16 protein-coding genes are annotated in these 20,141 nt (G+C 41.8%); 7 read left to right on the top strand and 9 right to left on the bottom strand.

Going from position 1 to position 20,141, the window contains the following annotated elements; translation table 11 throughout:
- Window position 1: 1 nt before the first annotated feature.
- The 3 genes from ACQ86K_RS07455 to ACQ86K_RS07465 all read right to left on the bottom strand — a co-directional run bounded on the left by ACQ86K_RS07455 (window position 2) and on the right by ACQ86K_RS07465 (window position 4,098).
- The gene (locus tag ACQ86K_RS07455; RefSeq protein ID WP_091163138.1) at window positions 2–2,770 is read right to left on the bottom strand and encodes a TonB-dependent receptor; all 2,769 of its coding nucleotides are present in this window, start codon (window positions 2,768–2,770) and stop codon (window positions 2–4) included.
- Window positions 2,771–2,804: 34 nt separating this feature from the next.
- Window positions 2,805–3,365, bottom strand: a complete 561-nt coding sequence (locus ACQ86K_RS07460) for a carboxymuconolactone decarboxylase family protein (protein ID WP_091163139.1) — start codon at window positions 3,363–3,365, stop codon at window positions 2,805–2,807.
- A 184-nt stretch (window positions 3,366–3,549) separates the two neighbouring features.
- Window positions 3,550–4,098, bottom strand: a complete 549-nt coding sequence (locus ACQ86K_RS07465) for a hypothetical protein (protein WP_129571063.1) — start codon at window positions 4,096–4,098, stop codon at window positions 3,550–3,552.
- Between the two features lie 279 nt (window positions 4,099–4,377).
- Here ACQ86K_RS07465 and ACQ86K_RS07470 point away from each other — a divergent pair, with 279 nt between their 5' ends.
- Entirely contained in the window at window positions 4,378–4,854 is a 477-nt protein-coding gene (locus tag ACQ86K_RS07470; protein WP_091163141.1) for an organic hydroperoxide resistance protein, read from the top strand.
- Window positions 4,855–4,955: 101 nt separating this feature from the next.
- Here the strand turns inward: ACQ86K_RS07470 and ACQ86K_RS07475 are convergent, their stop codons facing one another.
- From ACQ86K_RS07475 to ACQ86K_RS07500, 6 genes are all read right to left on the bottom strand, one after another.
- Complete coding sequence (locus ACQ86K_RS07475; protein ID WP_091163142.1) at window positions 4,956–5,636, bottom strand: metal-dependent hydrolase; 681 nt, start codon at window positions 5,634–5,636, stop codon at window positions 4,956–4,958.
- Between the two features lie 26 nt (window positions 5,637–5,662).
- Complete coding sequence (locus ACQ86K_RS07480) at window positions 5,663–6,085, bottom strand: hypothetical protein (RefSeq protein WP_091163143.1); 423 nt, start codon at window positions 6,083–6,085, stop codon at window positions 5,663–5,665.
- Window positions 6,086–6,317: 232 nt separating this feature from the next.
- Entirely contained in the window at window positions 6,318–7,118 is an 801-nt protein-coding gene (locus ACQ86K_RS07485; protein WP_091163144.1) for a DUF1223 domain-containing protein, read from the bottom strand.
- Window positions 7,119–7,289: 171 nt separating this feature from the next.
- Window positions 7,290–7,544, bottom strand: coding sequence for a LytTR family transcriptional regulator DNA-binding domain-containing protein (locus ACQ86K_RS07490; RefSeq protein ID WP_431200096.1), 255 nt, complete (start codon window positions 7,542–7,544; stop codon window positions 7,290–7,292).
- Window positions 7,545–7,582: 38 nt separating this feature from the next.
- Window positions 7,583–8,050 carry a LytR/AlgR family response regulator transcription factor gene (locus ACQ86K_RS07495; RefSeq protein ID WP_431200097.1) on the bottom strand — a complete coding sequence of 156 codons (468 nt, stop codon included), beginning with the start codon at window positions 8,048–8,050 and terminating at the stop codon, window positions 7,583–7,585.
- Window positions 8,031–9,056, bottom strand: a complete 1,026-nt coding sequence (locus ACQ86K_RS07500) for a sensor histidine kinase (RefSeq protein WP_091163146.1) — start codon at window positions 9,054–9,056, stop codon at window positions 8,031–8,033. The genes ACQ86K_RS07495 and ACQ86K_RS07500 overlap by 20 nt, the downstream gene beginning before the upstream one ends.
- A gap of 394 nt (window positions 9,057–9,450) precedes the next feature.
- Between ACQ86K_RS07500 and ACQ86K_RS07505 the strand changes: the two genes are divergently transcribed.
- From ACQ86K_RS07505 to ACQ86K_RS07530, 6 genes are all read left to right on the top strand, one after another.
- Window positions 9,451–9,990, top strand: coding sequence for an RNA polymerase sigma-70 factor (locus ACQ86K_RS07505; protein ID WP_175489876.1), 540 nt, complete (start codon window positions 9,451–9,453; stop codon window positions 9,988–9,990).
- A gap of 84 nt (window positions 9,991–10,074) precedes the next feature.
- Window positions 10,075–11,142, top strand: a complete 1,068-nt coding sequence (locus tag ACQ86K_RS07510; protein WP_091163147.1) for a FecR family protein — start codon at window positions 10,075–10,077, stop codon at window positions 11,140–11,142.
- Between the two features lie 194 nt (window positions 11,143–11,336).
- Window positions 11,337–14,705, top strand: coding sequence for a TonB-dependent receptor (locus tag ACQ86K_RS07515; protein ID WP_091163148.1), 3,369 nt, complete (start codon window positions 11,337–11,339; stop codon window positions 14,703–14,705).
- A gap of 4 nt (window positions 14,706–14,709) precedes the next feature.
- Window positions 14,710–16,188 (top strand): RagB/SusD family nutrient uptake outer membrane protein, encoded by a 1,479-nt coding sequence (locus ACQ86K_RS07520; protein ID WP_091163149.1) that lies wholly within the window; start codon window positions 14,710–14,712, stop codon window positions 16,186–16,188.
- Window positions 16,189–16,262: 74 nt separating this feature from the next.
- Window positions 16,263–18,458, top strand: a complete 2,196-nt coding sequence (locus ACQ86K_RS07525; RefSeq protein ID WP_091163150.1) for an alpha-N-acetylglucosaminidase — start codon at window positions 16,263–16,265, stop codon at window positions 18,456–18,458.
- A gap of 238 nt (window positions 18,459–18,696) precedes the next feature.
- On the top strand, window positions 18,697–20,127 hold the full coding sequence (locus ACQ86K_RS07530) for a beta-galactosidase (protein ID WP_431200098.1): 1,431 nt from the start codon (window positions 18,697–18,699) through the stop codon (window positions 20,125–20,127).
- The last annotated feature ends 14 nt before the right edge of the window (window positions 20,128–20,141 follow it).

Genomic DNA, 20,141 nt, shown 5'->3' on the forward strand with positions numbered 1-20,141 from the left:
TCTATTTTAAAAGGTCATCAAATACTATTGAAACATAATAAATGGCGCCAATTGCCGGCGAACCATACGATTGGTAAATGCGGTTGTTGAAGATATTGCTGCCTCCCAGTTTAACGGTTGATTTAAGTTTTGGCAGTTTTTTGCTGAACTGCAGATCAACAACTGAATAGGCATCTACACGGCCCGGACGGGTGCCGTTGAATGTACCATACCAGTCGTAAGCAGTTTGCCAGTGCCATGCCGCGTTAAAACCGAAATCATTGATTACGTTGCTGTTGCCAAACGTAGCGTTAGTGCTCCATTTTGGTGTATTGAAAGCCGCAATATTGTTAGGATTAGCGTTGCGAAGGTTAAACACCGATAAAGTTGCGTTACCACCTAAAGCGTAACCGCCATTAAGCAGATAGGTCAACCCCGCGCTTGCTCCTTGTGCCGATACTTTATCAGGTGCGTTAGTATACAACTGAAACGCGTGTACTTTACCATTGGGAATGTCAGTTGCTGAAGCGGTTGTAACCTGGCCATCAGAACCAAGAATTGGGTTGCTCGGCTGGATAACCACGGTATTCAGGATAAAGTTGGTGTAGCTGCTGTAATAGTAGTTTACATCAATCAATAATTTATCCATCATCAAGCCTTTGTAGCCCAGCTCAAACGCTTTCTGTTGCTCTGGTTTGATATACGCTACACTTGCTTTTTGTAGGAGGCTCTTATTTTGTTCAATAGCTTGCGGAAATGGTGTCCCACTTTGTACCGCTTTGCCAAACGCTGCACCAAAGGCACTTACCGATGATGAAGTGAACGAGTTTTCATAAACGTTTAAGCCCTTGCTGTTATTAGGCGCGCCACCCAAAATAGTGATAGGGCCTACGTTAAGGTGGATAAACTGATCAACCGGGGTTGGGTTCCTGAAACCGGTTTGATATGATGCCCTGAAGTTTGAGGTTTTATCAACCGTATAAACTGCCGAAACACGAGGAGTGAAGCTGCCTTTAAAGTTTTCGTTTTTATCATAACGGATAGAAGCTGTTAGTTTCAGGTTGTCATCAAACAGTTTTTTGCCGGCTTGTAAAAATGAGCCGTACTCTTTAATGGTTACACGATTTACCTTATCATCAAACAAACTGCCATTGGTAAACATCCTGTAATCGCGGAAACTGCCGCCTGCCAAAAGCTCAAACACTTTTATGGCGCTGGTAAAATCATACTGGCCTTCGGCATGGTAAAATTTACTGTTACTGAAAACACCTGCGCCACTTAATCCATAATTATGAATTGATGCATTCTTAGCATTGTTAAATTCTGTTGTACCCGGTAAAAAGCGACCCTGGTCGGCAAAAGTCCTTGCGGCGGAATTGCTGTTTGGTGTAACGCCACTTACCGAACCGTTAAATGCTGCGGCATAGCGGGTAAACCAGGTATCATCGGCTTTATCAGGTGTTACGGTGTTGCCATTAAGGTCTTTTACCCAATCGCGGTTAATGAACTGAGCCAGTGAGCGGGTATTGTATGAGTCGTGTGAATTTTCTTCAACCGAGTAGCCGCGAACGAAGAAGTTGCTGCCTTTTAACTCAATCCTGTGTGTTTGCAAAACAAAGTTATTCAGGTCGAAACGGCTGCTGCCTGTATAGCTTGCAGTACCGCGACCGTAGTTGTATTGGTAGATTGCCTCCAGATTATTGTTGAAGCGGTATTGTAATGCGCCGTTAAGTTTAAGGCTGTAAACGTTGTAGTTCATTAGGTCTTTTTCTTCATAACCAGTTCTGGAAACAAGGCCAATTCCCGGTAAGGTTTTTGTAACCTCATCTCCATAAATGTTAAGTGCATCGCGGCCAGGGTTATTGGGGCCGCGCTGAGCGGCTGGAGTTGATGCGCTTACGTCGGTATAGTTATCGGCATACCAGTCGCGCCCGGTAAGGTATGAGGCGTTGATTTTAAACGCGAATTTATCATTGAATGCTTTGGCATAACGGGCTGCAAAGTCATATAAGCCCTGCGGCTTAACAACCGATTCGCCAAAGTGGTTGAGACCGCTTTTTACCTGTACGGTTAATCCCTGGTATTTAAACGGATCTTTGGTTTTAAGCGAAAGTAAGCCGTTAAAAGCTACCGGACCATACAATGCCGAAGCCGCGCCCGGAATAACTTCCACACTTTCGATATCAATATCCGAAGCGCCAAAAAGGTTACCTACCGAAAAGTTTAAACCGGGGGTTTGATTATCCACACCATCAACCAGTTGTAAAAAACGGCTGTTACCTGTGCTGTTAAAGCCGCGTGTGTTGATCTGTTTGTAGGTTAAACTGCTGGTAACGGCTTCGAGGCCTTTCAGGCTCTGTAATCCATCGTAAAATGTGAATGAAGGGTTTTCCTTAATGGCCTTAAGGCTCATTTTTTCGATACTTACCGGCGATTGTAAAATGCTTTGGTTGATACGGGTAGCCGATGATACCACCTCATTAAGCACAATTGCCTTTTGTATTAGCTTGACGCTGATATTGTTATTGGCAGATGTTATCTGGCTTTCCTGCACTTCAAAGCCTACTGCCGATATAATGATAGTAAAGGGCAGCTTCAATTTATTGGCATTTAAAGTATAGTTACCCTTTGAATCAGTAGTGGTGCCTGTAAGTTTTCCTTTAACAGCGATACTTGCGCCGGATACAGGTTTGCCTGTAGCTGCATCGGTAATGTTGCCCGTTATTTTAATGTCCTGTGCAAACAGGTTTATTGAGCTGAGCAGTAATATGATGAATAAAAGTTTTTTCATTGTGATTGGGTTTTACTTCAAATGAGGATTAGGGTTATTTTTTTAAATGATCATAGCCTTGTGGCAGGCGGGTATAGCCATGGTTTACTAATCGCTCGGCCAGTATGTTGTAATAGCCGGCATCAGCAGGTAAGGCTGTGGCCAATCCGTCAACATAGCGGTTGTAATAGCAAAACAGGGCAGCTATGAGCACGGTATCATGGATCTCGATATCGGTAGCTCCGGCAGCTTTGGCACGGTCGATGGCTTCGGTAGTTACATTCCGGCCATTTTGGGCAGTTAGCTTTGCAATGGTAAGCAAAGCTTTCATTTTTTCGGTAACCGGGGCAGTTTCAATGTTTTCCTTTACTTTTTGCGCTGTTTCAGCTTCACCTGCAAGTAGGTCGGCCGCGGCGGTGTGAGCGGTAGTGCAAAAGGTGCATTGGTTGTTGTGTGATACCACTGTGGCGATCAGCTCACGATCGGCTTCAGACAAGGTTGATGGCCCGCGCAATAAAAACTGTGTAAGGTTACGGATAGGTTGTGCCGCTTCTTTGGCATACTCCAGCAGGCCGGTAATGCCCGGCAAATGGCTTTCAAGTGTAATGTAAGGCATTTTAATAAATTGAATGTTTATAGGTTGGGAGAGGATGTATCGTCTGGAGATTACTAATCTTATCGATATGTTGTTATTTTCATAACTCTTGAGCCACGAATAAACTATCGACAGAAATAAATAATAACACAGCGGTAGAGTGGCACAGCCGCTACCCTAAGAAATGAACTAAAACAGGAGAAGATTAACAAACGGCCTTTGGCGGTTGCTCGGGGATATCCTGGTGAGCAGGAATTAACTGTTGAACTATGTGAGCAACAATTTGTTGAGTATATTTTATAGGGCAGCCAAACTCAAAATGTACAAAAGTGAAATTGAGGTTATCCTGCATAATTATTTTACCAAAGGGTACATGCTCCTTTTGCGGTACCGGGTTTTCTTTTATATCCTTTGCGTTAATAATGTTTTTATCGGCCAGCTGGGTGGTTTCGTAGTTTGGGATGCACATCAAATAAATTGCGCGACTGGTTACGCGCATTTTTTGATAATTGTAGCTGTTGTTGCCAAACCGGATCTGCCCATGAATATTTTCGTAGTTTTTCCAGTCGGTTATGCCAGGCATGTTTACCGGGATTACTACCTCGGTAAGGTCTTTCACATTGTAAAAGCCTTTGGCAGTTTGTTCGGCAAAGTATTTATTGCTTTTGTAAACCATGAACTGATGCAATGCCAGTTGCCCGCCTATATTAAGCAGGTGAAAACCGAGCAGCATTAGGGCAATAAACTTCTTCAATTGGTTTACGAACAATGAGTGGCTTAAAATTGCTGTTTATAAACGCAGTATCCAAATTTATTTAGAATAATTACGCGTAATGTGTAGCTGGTTTTCTTATTCTTTACCGGTTGTGATTAAAAGTTTCAATAGCTCTCGTACTGGTTGAACTTTCGGCTTAAAGAATGTCTTGTTCACGACATGGCTTGTCCGGTTCACATAGTTAGTGATAGGGCACCGGGCGATATCAGGGTATCTTTGAGCATACAAAAAACAAAAATTAATTAAATAAATAACACAATGGAAACTATTGAAGAATCAGGTATCAACAAGATCAAGGTTATCGAAGATATCTCACCTAATAAAATCGACAAAGTATTATATACAGGTAAAGTTCGTACCGTTGGCGGTCGCGACGGTGGTTCATCTGTTAGTACCGATGGCCAGTTGGATATCAAACATTCAACTCCCGGAACCCCTAAACCAGGCACTAACCCCGAGCAATTATTTGCAGCAGGCTGGTCAGCATGTTTTGAAGGTGCCATCGGTATTGCTGCTGCTAAAAAACGGATTGCCCTTCCTGCCGAACTGGCTATTGATGCAGAAGTGGATTTGGGTATTACCTCAGGTGCATACTTCCTGCAAGCCCGTTTAAATGTAAGTTTGCCAGGTTTGGATGTTGAAGTAGCCAAAGCATTGATTGAAGAAGCACACCAAACATGTCCTTATTCAAAATTGACTTACGGTAATATCAATGTTGAGATCAATTTAGTATAATTCGCCCCCTTCCGTCCCCCTAAAGGGGGTACTTTAAAAGCAACAAAGATGCCTTCCCAATTTAATTAGGAAGGCATCTTTGTATTCAAGAAAACTAAAGTTTAAATTTCTATACTCTCGCCAATACCCGGTAAAAATAATTTTAATCCGGCTTTTTCAAACTCACTAACAGCTTCGTCTTTATCTATTTTAATAAAGCCAAAGGTATCATAATGAACTCCCAAAACTTTATTGGCCTTAACAAGCTTTGCCGCTTCAATGGCATCTTCAACGCCCATCGTTAACATGTCCCCGATAGGAAAAACCGCGAAATCGAGATCAACCCATTTGGCCACCAGTTCCATATCTAAGGTGAGACCGGTATCGCCGCTGTAATACAGATTGCCATCATCAGTCGTTAATGCATAACCACAGGCTACACCGGCATAGCTACCATCTGGAAAGCTGGCAGAGTGTTGGGCAATGAATGATTTTGCAGTACCGAAATCAAAAGTCACCTTGCCGCCAGGGTTTAAAGGATGCACATTTTTAACGCCTTTTTTGCTGAAGTAATCATACACCTCATAAATACCCACAACCATAGCGCCTGTACGGTTGGCTATAGTTTCTACATCCAAAATATGATCGTAATGCCCGTGCGATACAAAAATGTAATCAGCTTTAATTTCATCAATGTTAATTTCTTTTGCCAATTCGTTACCTGTAATAAAGGGATCAAACAAAATGTGTTTACCTCCGGCTACTACCGAGAAGCATGAGTGACCGTAATAGTTGAGTTTCATTGGTTTGTTTTTTATGTTAATGATGATTAGTTTAAGAGCGGAGTTAAGGCGTTTAAGACAGGCATTGGCAATAGCTTAAAATGATCGTAGGCTGCGTAGGTAAATTTACCTGTTATATTGTTTATTTTAGGATGTAGAAATGTCATCTTTTTTGACATGATAGTATCAGCCGGGGAATAAGCTGAGTACGAATCAGTTTTTTTGTTAAAGCCGGTAAGAAGCGTGCTTCCCGCTTGATTTTGTTTACTGGTATTAGCACCCGGCAACCTGAATTCCGGCGATAATTGTGAAGCATCAAAGCGGCCTATTTCAGATGAATAGTTGCGTCCACTCGCTGGCAGGTTTATTTTAAAAGTAAATGCCCGCTCGGTACAATTTAGTTCGTTTGCCTGGGCATAAACCCCAATGCTTAAAAATGTTGCTATGGCAATTAGCAGTAATGTTTTCATGATAGTATTTATTAAAAACAGGATCGGCCCTGCGAAGGGCCGATCCTGTTTATGTTAGATTTAGTTATTTTCCACCGGTTTTTTCTCTTTCCCGGAACGCAGATCAATTCACAATCCTGCGGGTTACGTTCAAACGGTGCCCTTGTCAGGAATGATAAAGAGAACAGTGACAAGAATCCCATTAATAACCGGCCTTGTTTCAACTTGCTCATGATTTTTGAATTTATAGTTGTTATATTTTGGCTACAGCTTCATTGGTTAAAACTGCTTTTGTTGCGGTTAAAACCTCACCATTATCTTTGTTTTGTATAAAGCCTACTACTTCCCATTCTTGCTGGTTAAATTCTTTAGGAACGCTAATAATGGTTTGGCTTGTTTTTACCTGGCTTAGGGCAACTGTTTTTAAGTCGCGTACAATTTGGGCGTGTGATAAGGTTCTGCCTTCGTTTTCGCCGCGGGCAACTTTGCTGATGGCTGTTTTTTGTACAATGGCTATCAGCAATTGTTGGTTATCAGTGTTGCCCGATAGTTCGTAATTTACAGCAAGCTTATCGCCGGTTTGTTGTGCTTTTAAGGAAACCTGAGCGGCTTGTGTGGTTGTTAGTGCATTCGAAATCGCTTCACGAAGTGCCGGCTCATCCGAGCCAACCATCTCAGTTTTACCATTAACTATAACTTGGGGTGTATAAACCTGGGCATTTAAATGGTAGCTATATTCTTTTTGGCGTTTTGAAAACATGGCATTGCTGAATGCATCTTTCCAGCCGAGGTTATTCCAATAGTCCACATGGTAAGCCAATATGTAAACGGGTTTGTCCTCTGAGTCTTTTTGGATCCTCGCCAGCAATTCATCAGCAGGAGGACAACTTGAACATCCCTCTGAAGTAAACAATTCTACCAAAGCAAAACCTTTTTCGGGAGTAGCGGCGTTTTCAGTTTTAGGGGCATTTATTTTACGATTAGCGTAAGCTGCTGTAGCGAGTGCCAGTGCCACGGTACCAACGCAAAAGCTAAAAATTTTTAAGGTTTTCATATTTCTTGATTTTTTATTTACTTCAAAATTATACCCTAAATAGCCGCAGAAACAGCATAAAAAAGCCCAACCAGACATATCTACAGTTCAGTTGGGCATTTGTTAAGTCGAAAGTCTTGAGTCAGAAATCGTTTTACTTAGGACTTAAGACTCAAGACATCGGACTTAAAACTATCTATTCTCGAGCCAGCTTAAAAATACCGGCGCTTTTTCTTTATTGATGAGTAATTTCTCGGGAGTTGGAATGGTTAGTTTCACAAACAGCTTACGCATAAAATAATGCTCCACCTCTTTTATCGCACTGAAGTTAACTATGTATTGCCTGTTGAGCCTGAAGAACTGCTCCTGCGAGAGCTGACCGCTGATCTGATCAAGCGACTGGTTAACCACATATTCCTGCTGATCAAAAGTCATGATGGTCGACAATTCGTTACGGATGTAAAAGAAAGCGATATCATTGGTAGCTATCGTGATGTACTTATTGTTTTTAAATACCAGGAAGCTTTTTTACCTGCCGGAGGAGTAATCTGCGATAACAGGCTGCTGATATCCGGCTGCGAGCCTTGCTGAAAGAAATTTCGCAGTTCATCTACCTTTTTAAAAGCATCGGCAATATCTGTTTTTGAGAAAGGCTTGAGCACATAATCAACGCTGTTGGCCTTAAATGCCTCTAACGAATATTCATCAAACGCAGTGCAGAAAATAATAGGGCAGTACACCTTTACCAATTTAAAGATCTCAAAACACAACCCATCCGAAAGCTGGATATCCATAAAAATAAGATCGGGCTGCCTGTTCTCTGAAAGATAGGCAACCGAGCTTTCAACGCTCTGAAGCTTCGCAATTATTTTTGAGTGCGGCCTTAATTCTAATATGATACCTTCAAGCGAGCGGGCCGCTTTTAGTTCGTCTTCAATTATGATAATGTTCATGTATAATAGGTAGTTTAACTTTGAATATTTTATCTTCAGATATGATCTCTATGTGTTTATCAAGCAGGTGATCGTAGCGTAGATTAATGTTCTTAAGTCCAACACCTGTTGATGGTTCTTCAAAACGCTTTGGTTTTATTTCGTTTTCCATAACGATGTTTTCACCTTCAGCATAAAGCTTAATATGCAACGGATGATCCAGCGATACCACATTGTGTTTAATACAGTTTTCTATCAATAGCTGCAGCGTGAATGGGGGGATTAGCGTACCGCGATATTGTTCATGTATAGTATTAGTGAAAATAAAACCGTCTTCAAACCTGGCTTTAAGTAAAAAATTGTAAGCTTCTACAATTTCCAGTTCTTCGGATAAATGAATAAGGTCTAACCTGCGGCTTTCAAGCGTAAAACGATAAAAATTTGAAAGTTTAAGGATGAAATCTACCGAGTGTTGGTCATTGGTCTCAACCATCGCCTTTAGGGTATTGAGACTGTTAAACAGGAAATGCGGGTTGATCTGCTGTTTCAACAGTTCATATTGTGCGCCAAGGTTATCGGCCTTGATGCGTTCCAGCTCAACGTTAACCTGCTGGTTTTGGTAGTTTTGGTACAACAGGTTTATAAGCATATAAAATACGAGGTTAATAAGTATACCCCTTACCTCAATCATCAGCATTACCGGGCCGAAATTTAAATGCGTTAATATCAGTTGCTGTATGTAGGCTAAGGCCAGCATTACCCCCATACCTATCAGCAGTGTTGTAAGAAGCCGGGAATACGAGATGCTTTTATTCAGTTGTTTATTGCCCGATTGCTTTGGCAGCGTATAGATATTATAGTACCATACAAACAGTGAAAAAGAAGCGGTAACAGCCGAATTCACTGCCGCTTCAGCGGGTTTAAAATGGCGTTCGGCTATTTGGGGAACAGAGGCCAGCAGGCCAAGGAAAATTGAACTGCTCCATATAATTCCGGGGGAAATTTTAAATGTAGTGTTATTTTTCATTTACTGTAAACGGGTTTACGGAAATACGGACAGTTGCCGGGCAAATATAGAGTTAATTACGGCCTGTGAGCCAAATCCACCTTCATGATGCTGAAAGGGAAGCTAATGTTAATCTGTTTTGACCAAACACTTTAATTATTTTACGTTTTTGAGGGCTAAGATATAATCACCCGGGCTGTTGAATTATAAATTTATAGTTAAACCGGGCATTTGCCTTCCTGAATCAGACATTTGGAAACATGAAAAACCAATGTCAAATAAAAGAATATCGTAGACAGATTAATTCTTTTACAGGTTTTCTAAATCAACCTAAAATAGTTTGGATCAAGATTTTTTACTTAAAATTGTACATTATTTCAGTTAACTGTTCCCGTTAAAAGCAAGCCGCTCAACATTGGAGATTAAAGAACTTATAGATTCTATTCATTACAACAATGATGAATCTGCCTTTAATGAATTGTATAAGCTGCTGATCAATAATCTTAATCAGTTTGCCTGGTCCTTTTTGGGCGATAAGGAAGCTTGCGAAGAGATCATCAATGACCTTTTTGTAAATATCTGGACAGGCCGCCACAAGCTTAACAAGATCTCGAACCCTAAAGTATACTTTTATGTGGCTATAAAAAATGCCTGTCTTAACCATATCCGAAGCAACACCTCAAAAAGAAACCGCGATGCTCAACTTGCCGAAACCTATTATTTTCATTTATCGGTTGATCCCGCGCAATTGCTCATCAGCAAAGAGCTGCAGGCCGGAGTTTTAAACGCTGTAAACAGTTTGCCGCCCCGTTGTAAGCTCATTTTTAAAATGGTTAAAGAGGATGATCTCTCCTGCAATGAGGTAGCCGATATCCTTGGCCTGTCGAACAAAACGGTTTTTGCGCAACTGGCTATCGCCCTGAAAAAACTTGACGAGGCGCTGGGGAATAAATAGGTTAATCCCCCTCAAAAAAATATTTTAATTTCTTTTAGGAAAAACCGGGAACTGCCGTGTCCTTAATGCAGAATACCAATTACTATGAGCAAATCCAGGTTTATTGAGTTAATGGCCAAAAGCATGGGCAAAACTGCCAGTGCTGAAGAATTGACCGAACTCGACATGTTTCTTGAACAATTTCCCGACTATAAAAAAACGTATAATGTTACCAATGCTTTAAAAGGAAACGGCACTGAAGCAACAGAAACAAAACCAGAAGAGATTAACGGAAACCTGGAGGAAATCTGGAACCGAATTAAAAACTTGAACGAAAATTCGGCGAATGATACTAAGATAAAACCAATGTTCAGGTGGCAATGGGTTGCTGCAGCGGTACTGGTGCTTGTTACTACGGGAGTTTTATTTTATAACAGAGCGGCACAGCAGGATACTTTAACCGTCGAAAATATATTACATGAAATTCATGTGCCTTATGGTAAAACCGAAAAGCTCAAATTGCCCGATGGGACACAGGTTACGCTAAATGCGGGCAGTACTTTTTCGTACCCCGAGGCTTTTGAGAAAAACAGCCGGGATGTAAGCCTTACCGGCGAAGGTTTTTTTGAGGTAACTAAAAATTCTAAGAGACCTTTTCTGGTACATACTGCCAGACTTGTTGTAAAGGTATTGGGAACCGTTTTTAACGTAAAAGCCTACAATAACGATAAAACTGTAGAAACAACATTGCTAAAAGGTAAAGTACAGGTTGAATTAAAAAACAATCCCGAGAAAAAGATCATCCTGTTGCCTAACGAAAAGCTGATTGTTATTAATAACCGGGAACCACAAAGTGTAAAACCCAAAGAGGGAAAAATTGAATACCAGGTAACCGAACTGCCTGATGTTAAGCCGAACGAAGTGAAAGAAACAGCCTGGGTTGATAACCGCATCCTGTTCACCAACGAAATGTTTGAAGATGTGGCTGCTCAAATTGAACGCAAATACAACGTGCAGGTTGTGTTTGAAGATCGGGCGCTTCGTACCGAGCAGATAAGCGGGTTACTTGATAAAGAGACGTTGAAGGAGGCTTTGGGCATTATTGAATTGACCACACCGTTCAATTTCAGGGTTGATGGACAAACGGTTTATCTGTCAAAGAAAGATAAATAAAAACAAAATAAACTAACTAACCACTAATTAACAGCTTATGATATTGAAAACTTACCTGTCAGATTCCTGAAACATCCTCAAATAAACAAGGGAAGAGCTGCCACTCCTCCCCGCAAACAAATAGGATTTTATTAACGGAGTAAGCTATTGTAACACAGCACTTACTCCATCCATTTATTTTCAAAACAAATGTAATGAAAAAAACAAGAAGGGTGTTCCCGCTTCGTGGCGCGCCCGTGTGTCTCAAAGTTATTTTGCTGATGAAAGCAGTATTTTTATTGGTCATGGTTACCTGTGTGCAAGTTTCTGCAAAAGTGTACTCACAGCAGAAATTTACACTTAACCTAAAGCAGGCCGAAGTAAGTAGTGTCCTTACCAAAATTCAAAAACAAAGTGATTACCGTTTCTTTTACAACTATGCCAGTATTAAAAAGTTGGGCAGGGTTGATGTGGATGTAAAAGACGCAACAATTGATGAGCTGCTTGCCGTTATTATTGATGATAAGCTTTCCTACAAAATGAATGATGATCATGTAGTGATCATCGCCAACCAGGAGGATGCCAAAAGCCTTGCCCTTATAAAAGGAAAAGTTGTTGATGCCAAAGGCGAACCGCTTATTGGTGTAAACATTAGGCTTCAAGGGACTAACCAGGGCACCACTACCGATGCAAATGGTAATTTCAGTATCGATGCCCCTGTAAACGGTGTGTTGGAAATCTCTTATATCGGGTATGAAAAGAAGGTTGTTACAATAACCGGAAGCCAAACTTTAAATATCACCCTGGTTGCCTTGCCATCTGCCTTGACCGAAGTTGTGGTTGTTGGTTATGGTACCAGCAAAAAGGTTGATGTTACGGGTGCAGTAGCAAGCGTTAAAGGATCGGATATTCAAAACTTGCCTGTTAGTACAGCGGCTCAGGCTTTAGATGGTCGTGCAAGTGGTGTAAGTATTGTTCGTAACGATGGTTCACCTGGCGCTGCGCCGAGCATCAGGATCCGTGGAACAGGTACAGTGAATGATGCCAATCCGTTAATTGTAATTGACGGTGTACCTACCAGTAACCCTGACGCGTTAAGTGACATTAACCCTAATGATATTGCCAGCGTTGACATTTTGAAAGATGCTTCATCAAGCGCTATTTACGGTACCCGTGCTGCAAACGGTGTAGTTTTGGTAACCACAAAAAGAGGTACCTATAATCAAAAGCTTGCAACAGCATTTAATTTCTACAGTGGTTTTTCTAACACAACTAAATATCTTAGCCTGTTAACTGCTCCACAGCTTTATCAGCTAAAAAGAGAGCGTTATACCAATGATGGTGTTGCTATTGACGCGCCATGGGATGATAGTTATTATGCTACACAAAGAACCGACTGGCAAAGGGCTATTATGGGTACCGGACATGTAACCAATGGCGATGTTAGTATTCAAGGCGGTAACGATGCTTCAAACTATTACTTTTCAAGCTCTATTTATAATGAGGATGGTATTATTGATAAAACCAACTTCAAACGATACAGTACACGTATCAATTCCGAGCATAAGATAACTTCGTGGTTAAAGCTGGGAGAGAACGTTCAACTGACCTACGGTAATAACAATGGCTTTGATAACAATAATTCGCAAACAGGTTTGATATTTTCGGCTCTGCGTTTTAACCCGGCTATACCACTGGTAAATCCTGATGGTACTTACGGTACATCAAAGGCTTTTGCTAATCAGTTGGGTGATATCAACAGTCCCTATGCTACTATCCAAATGGCCGACAGGTACACTAAAAAGTACAGGGCATTGGCCAACGCGTTTGCTGAAATTACCTTTTTAAAGGAGCTGAAATTGAAAGTTAACTATGCCTTTGACGGTACATTTATCCGCAATTATAATTTTAGTATCGCAGATAATAATCAAACAAGGCCAAATCCAAATTCTACTTTAACCCAATCTGAAGAGGAAGTATCGTCACAGTTGCTTGAATCTTTTCTTACGTATGATAAGGTGTTTGGCAAAAATCACGTAACTTTTACAGGTGGTTATTCTTATCAAAACTTTAAAGATTACGGTTTTAACGCTCAAAGGGTTGGTTATGACGATACCGATCCCGATCAACGGGTGCTTAACCAGGGCAATGGCCAATTCAATTCAAATATCTTGCCTCAGCCATCTTCATTACAGTCGGGCTTTGCAAGGTTATTTTATGATTTTGACAGCAGGTACCTGGCAACCGTTACTTTTCGTGCAGACGGTTCTTCCAAATTTGCGCCCGGCAAACAGTGGGGGTACTTTCCTGCATTTTCCTTGGGCTGGAGAATTACCAGTGAAAAATTCATGAAAAATATCACCTGGGTTAATAACTTGAAATTGACGGGTGGTTATGGTGAGTTGGGTAATCAAAATGTACTGCCTTTTCAGTATCTAAGCTTGATCAAAATTGGCAGTACTTATGAAAATGGTGGTTATGCCTTTGGTGGCACGGGAGTAAGTGGTGCAGCTGTTACAAGTATTGCAAATCCGGATATTACTTGGGAGCGTACTGCTATGACCAACATTACCCTTGATGCTGGTTTCCTGAATAACCAGTTAAATACCACACTTACGTATTTCAATAAGAATACTAAAGATATGTTGATATCACCGCCGGTAGTAGGTTCAGCGGGTTCGGTAGCTATTCCAAATCAAAACATCGGTACAATGAATAACAAAGGTGTCGAAGTTGAAATTAACTATCAAGGCGGCGATAAACTAAAATATTCATTCGGTGCCAATGCTTCGTTTATCAAAAATAAGGTAACTAAACTTAATGGAGAAGGCACTTTCATTGGTTCGACAGTTTACGGGCGTTCAAGCCAGGAAATCTCAAGAACATATCAGGGTCAGCCGATAGCTTCTTTTTACGGATGGAAAACAAATGGCCTTTACCAAACCCAGGCAGAAATTGATAACGATCCGGCGCTTAAAAATGATTCGCGTAAGGCTAATATCAAACCCGGCGATGTGCGCTTTCTGGATTTAAATGGCGATGGCCAGATTGATGGTAATGACCGCACCAATTTGGGCAATCCAAATCCTAATGCTACAGTTGGTTTGCAAGGCAGTCTTTCATACAAAGGTTTTGATTTTGCAGCAAACTTTACCGGCGTATTTGGTGTAAGCCTTTATAATGCCGATAGGATGCAAGGTATTGATCCAACCTATCCGTTTAATCTTTATGCCGAAGACATGAACCGCTGGACAGGGGCGGGCACAAGCAACTCGATCCCGCGTATGTCATTAGATCGTGCTAACGACAATTATCGCACATCCGACTTGTTTGTCGAAAGCGGGAATTACTTTGCCCTCAAAAACGCCACTTTAGGTTATACTTTACCTGCAAGCTGGGCTAAAAAAGCAACACTGAAAAGCGTAAGGTTATATGCATCAGGTCAAAACATATTTTTTATAACCAATTATAAGGGATACACGCCTGAGCTTGGTTATACTAACGGCAACCTGCAGCGTGGGGTTGATGTGGCCCAGTATCCTACGGTACGTACAATTACATTCGGTATAACTGCTAAACTTTAAAATCATGAAATCGAAAATTACAATATATATGGTTATAGGGCTGGCGTTACTCAACAGCGCCTGTAAAAAAGCACTTGACCTTAAACAACAAGGGGTTTATACCTCAGATAATTATTTCAGGAACGAAGTTGATGCTGTAAATGCGGTTTCCGGTATTTATAGCCTTTTGGAAGAAGAGGATTATGTTGGCCACGCGGAGGCTACATTTGATGTTCCATCTGACGATTACTGGCGTTCAGGTGATCATAGCGAAGATGAGGGCATTGAGAACTTAACTTATGATGCTTCAAATGCTGCCATCAGGTATCCATGGAAATGGAGGTATGAAACCATTAACCGGGCAACCAATTGCATCATTAACATCCCAAAGATCACCGCAATATCTACCGATATTAAAAATCGGAGTATGGGCGAAGCTTATTTTTTACGTGCCTTTGGCTACTGGCGTTTAATGATCATTCATGGCGATGTACCTATCATTACCGAAGATGATTACTCAAAACAAACTTTTAATGTTCCAAAATCGCCAATTGAAGAAGTACGAAAACAGATCGAGTCGGACTTGTTGAAAGCGGTGGATCTTTTGCCTGAAAGCTATGGCTCTGCCGACCGCGGCCGTGTAAGCAAAGGAACTGCATTGGGCTTATTAACCAAGCTTTACATGTATTGGGAAAAACTTCCTGAGGCAATTGCAACCGGTCAAAAAGTGATTTCCAATTCACATTACGCGTTGGCTGCTAACTACGCCGATAATTTTACCCGCGCTAATGAAACCAGCACCGAGTTGCTTTTTTCGATCCAGGCTGTACAAACCGTTGTGCAAAATGACTTTACAGTTTATTACATTCCAAGATCATGGAATGGTTATGGCTTTAGTCAGCCATTACAGGGACTTGCCAATGAGTTTGAGGCAGGTGATCCACGTAAACAGGCTACTTTATTAAGCGTTGGCGACAAGGTTGATCTGGGTGATGGCAAGGGCTTGACAACGTTTACCGCCGATCTTTCTGCTACTGGTTATGCATTTAAAAAGTACGCTGTATTTAATACTGAAGCTGATGGCGGCGGAGTTGACCACAGTTATGCTGTGCCTCTAATGCGTTCTGCGGATATTTATTTATTAGTTGCCGAAGCCTTGATCCGTACACAAGGTGCCGGAGCTGGTGACGCTTTGATCAATCAGATCAGGCATCGTGCATCTCCGTTGTTAAAGCCGGTTTCCGGAGCAGGTATGAAAGAGCTGATCCATGAGCGCCGTGTTGAGCTGGCTGGTGAAGACCAACGTCACCAGGATTTGATGCGTTGGGACAAAGCCAAAATTGTGGATATAGCTGCTATTTATAATCTGGCTGTTTCCAAAGCTCCGCTTGATCAAAACAAAACGGTAACCTTTGTTCGCCCTAAAAACTATTATTTCCCAATCCCGCAGGTTGAGATTGATAAGAGTAAAGGTGTGTTGGTGCAGAACCCTAATTTTAAATAATGATATCCTCATACCGGCAATAGGAGAGAGCCTTCTGTTGCCGGTATTTATTTCCAGCGTTTAACTATCTGTTGATGAGAAAGTGCTTACTTGTTGTTGCTATTATTTCATTGGGTTTTAAAGCCAATGCCCAGGTTGATCAGAAAGCCTCGTACGATTTTATTGAAAGAGTAATTGCCGGCAAAAGTAATTTGTTTGCTGTTGAGGCTATCCCCCAACAAAACGGCAAAGATGCGTTTGAGTTGGAAAGCCGCAACGGTAAAATTGTGTTGAGGGGTAACAATGGACTTTCAATAGCATCAGCATTAAACTACTATCTTAAAAATTATTGCTTTTGCGATATCGGCTGGAATGGCACTAATCTTAATTTGCCTGCTACCCTGCCTGTGGTTAAAGGTATTATCCATAAAACCACGCCTTATCAATATCGCTACTATTTAAACTATTGCACGTTTAATTACACCATGGCCTGGTGGGATTGGGAACGCTGGCAAAAAGAAATTGATTGGATGGCTTTGAACGGTATTAACCTGCCGCTGGCTATAACAGGTGAAGAAGCCATTTGGCAAACTGTTTATAAAGAAATGGGCTTTACCGATAAACAACTGGATGAATTTTTTAGTGGCCCCGCTTATTTTTCATGGTTCTGGATGGGGAATATCGACGCCTGGGGCGGCCCGCTGCCACAGCATTGGATGGACTCGCACAAGGCATTACAGAAAAAGATTTTGGAGCGTGAACGCTCATTTGGGATGACACCTGTTCTGTCGTCATTCACCGGCCACGTGCCGCCATCATTTAAAGACAAATTCCCCGGTGCCAAGATTAAAAGAACCAACTGGGATGCCGGTTTTCCCGATGTATTTATACTTGACCCCGACGATCCGATGTTTGAAACCATCGGTAAAAAATATATAGAAGCACAAACTAAAGAGTTTGGTACCGACCACCTGTACTCGGCCGATACTTTTAATGAAAACGTGCCGCCAACAAACGATTCAACCTACCTGGATGGCATGAGTAAAAAGGTATTCAACTCCATGGCCGCTGCTGATCCTAAAGCAATCTGGGTAATGCAGGGCTGGATGTTCCATTATAATAACAAATTTTGGCAGCCGCAACAAATTAAAGCTTTGCTTAACGCTGTACCTAATGAACAAATGATAGTGCTTGACCTGTACAGCGATGCCCACCCGGTTTGGAACCGTACCGAAGCTTATTACGGCAAACCGTGGATCTGGAGTATGCTCCAAAACTTCGGCGGGAATATCAGCCTGTTTGGTCGTATGCGCCATGTAGCTGCCGATCCTGCCATAGCCCTGCACGATCCCGAATCAAAAAATATGCGTGGTATTGGTGTTACACCCGAAGGTATTGAACAAAACCCAGCGCTGTTTGCCCTGATGCTGGAAAACGTTTGGCGCGATAACCCGATTGATGCCGATAAATGGGTTGCAAATTACGCTCAACGCCGTTACGGGCAGGTAAACAGCCAGGCCGGTGAAGCGTGGCACATGCTGTTAAATTCGGTGTACTCAGGCGGCTTAACCGAAGGCGGCCCAGAATCGATTATTGTGGCAAGGCCAACGTTGAAAAAATATATCGATAGGGTGCTTACCAAACTGGATTATGATCCCATGCAACTGGCTAAAGCATGGACATTACTTATAAACGCTGCCGACAGCCTGAAACAAAGTGATGGCTTTCAGTATGATTTGGTTGATGTAACACGGCAAGTATTAGCCAACTATGCAAGTCCGCTGCAACAAAAAATGGCTCAAGCTTATCAAAATAAAGATCAGCAACAGTTTAAATTATACAGCAGCCAGTTCTTGGAACTGATGGACGATATGGATGCTTTGTTGAGCACCCGTAAAGATTTCCTGTTAGGCAAATGGATCAACGAAGCCAGAGCTAACGGCGTAACCGATAAAGAGAAAAACCTGTATGAGTTTAACGCCCGTGACCTGGTTACCCTTTGGGGTGACAAAGAAAGTGGCCTGCGCGAATACTCAAACCGTCAATGGGCTGGTTTAATCAAAGGCTATTACAAACCACGCTGGGTAATGTACTTCGGTTTGCTGGATAAGTCATTATCAACCAAAACTGACTTTAATGCCGAAGCTTTTGATAAGCAGGTGAAAGATTGGGAATGGCAATGGGTGAACAAACATGATAATGCTTATACCGATGCTGCAAAAGGTGATGCCGTTGAAAAATCAAAGCAATTGTTTGCGAAGTATAATGCGATAATTTTGGGGACGCGATAAGAAGTTTAATAAAAACGATGTCATTTCGATAGAGCAGGGGAGGAATCGAGAACTGGGACGAAAGAGAAATCCTATACGCCCTACAAGGCACAGCATAGTTTAATGGAATGGCGTATAAGATTTCTCCTCACGCTACGCTTAGGCCATCACAAGTTCGTCGAAATGACAGGAGTAAAAACATACAGATAAAGACTTACGAAGTTTTCAAAACTGCGTAAGTCTGGATTTTTGAAAAATCATGAGAATACGCTATACCATATTAACATTTATCCTATTGTTAACCGCTTTTACATCAGCCCTCAGCCAGGGCTCAAACGATTATATCTTCCCAACTACAGCAGTTGCTAAGCCTTATATTGATTTTGACAGTAAAGGTTTCATTGTTCAGGGTAAACGTACGTTTATAGTATCAGCCGGATTGGAGTACTCTCGCATACCGCATGAACTTTGGTACGACAGGTTGATGAGAATCAAACGGGCAGGTTTTAATTGTATCGAGATCTACACTATCTGGAATTTTCATGAAGAGCAGGAAGGTAAATTTAACTTCAGCGGGGACCGTGATCTTGGAAAATTTCTGGACATAGTAAAGCAACTTGGTTTATATGCCATTGTGCGTGTTGGCCCGTATTATTGCGCCGAATGGGATAACGGTGGCTACCCGATATGGCTTAAATTTAAAAAAGGTCTGCGGGTACGTGAAGACAATAAACCATTTGAACAATATGTCGACCGCTTTTTTGATCATCTTTTGCCTGTGGTGTTCCAAAGGCAAATCAATAAAGGAGGAGCGGTTATACTGGTTCAGTTAGAAAACGAGCATCCCAACGGTTGGGGAACCGTAATGCCCGATGGTTATTTCAAACATCTTCAGGCAAAAGCTTTGGATATGGGTATGCAGGTGCCATATTTCTTCAGCGGTTTACACCACGCCAGTGACCCTGCAGGTGATGGAAAGCTTGACGATGATAAACGCCCGAACCCATGGTTCTCTACAGAGTTCTGGACTGTTTGGTATTCACAATATGGAGCCAAGCCGGGAGATGCTGAGCTTTACGACAGACGTACCTGGAAAATCATTGCTCATGGCGGTAACGGTTATAACTACTATATGGCCCATGGTGGTTCAAACTTTGGCTATACCAATAATGACGAGGATGCAGCTTCGTACGATTATGGCACGGGTATAGGCCAGGCGGGCGATTTACGACCGATTTATTACACTTTCAAGCGCGCCTCATGGTTCTCCCGCAGTTTCCAGGATGTATTGGAAAACAGCACAAACGCTTCCGAAATATACAAAGGCATTGCTGCTGATACAGCAGTTAAAATATCTGCCCGTACAAGCCCGGCTGGTGATCTGATATTCCTTGATAATCCGGGAGCATCTAAGGTAAGTACATTGTTAAATATCAAGGGTGACGAAGGTTTGCTTGCGGGTAAAAAGATCAGCGTGCAGCCTAAAGAGATCTATCCTTTGGTGCACAATTACAAGCTTAATGATGAAGTTACGCTTGATTGGGCGCTTACCCGTGTATTCGCTATTGTTAAACAGGTTAATACGACGACTATAATTGTTGATGCTGAAGCAGGCGATCAGTTGTTGCTTCGTTTCAATACTAAAGAGAAAGCTTCTGTCAGCATCGGCTTCGGTAAAAATCGGCAATAATAATTTGCTAATTG

Source organism: Mucilaginibacter sp. P19 (assembly GCF_050632265.1).
Classification (GTDB): domain Bacteria; phylum Bacteroidota; class Bacteroidia; order Sphingobacteriales; family Sphingobacteriaceae; genus Mucilaginibacter; species Mucilaginibacter gossypii.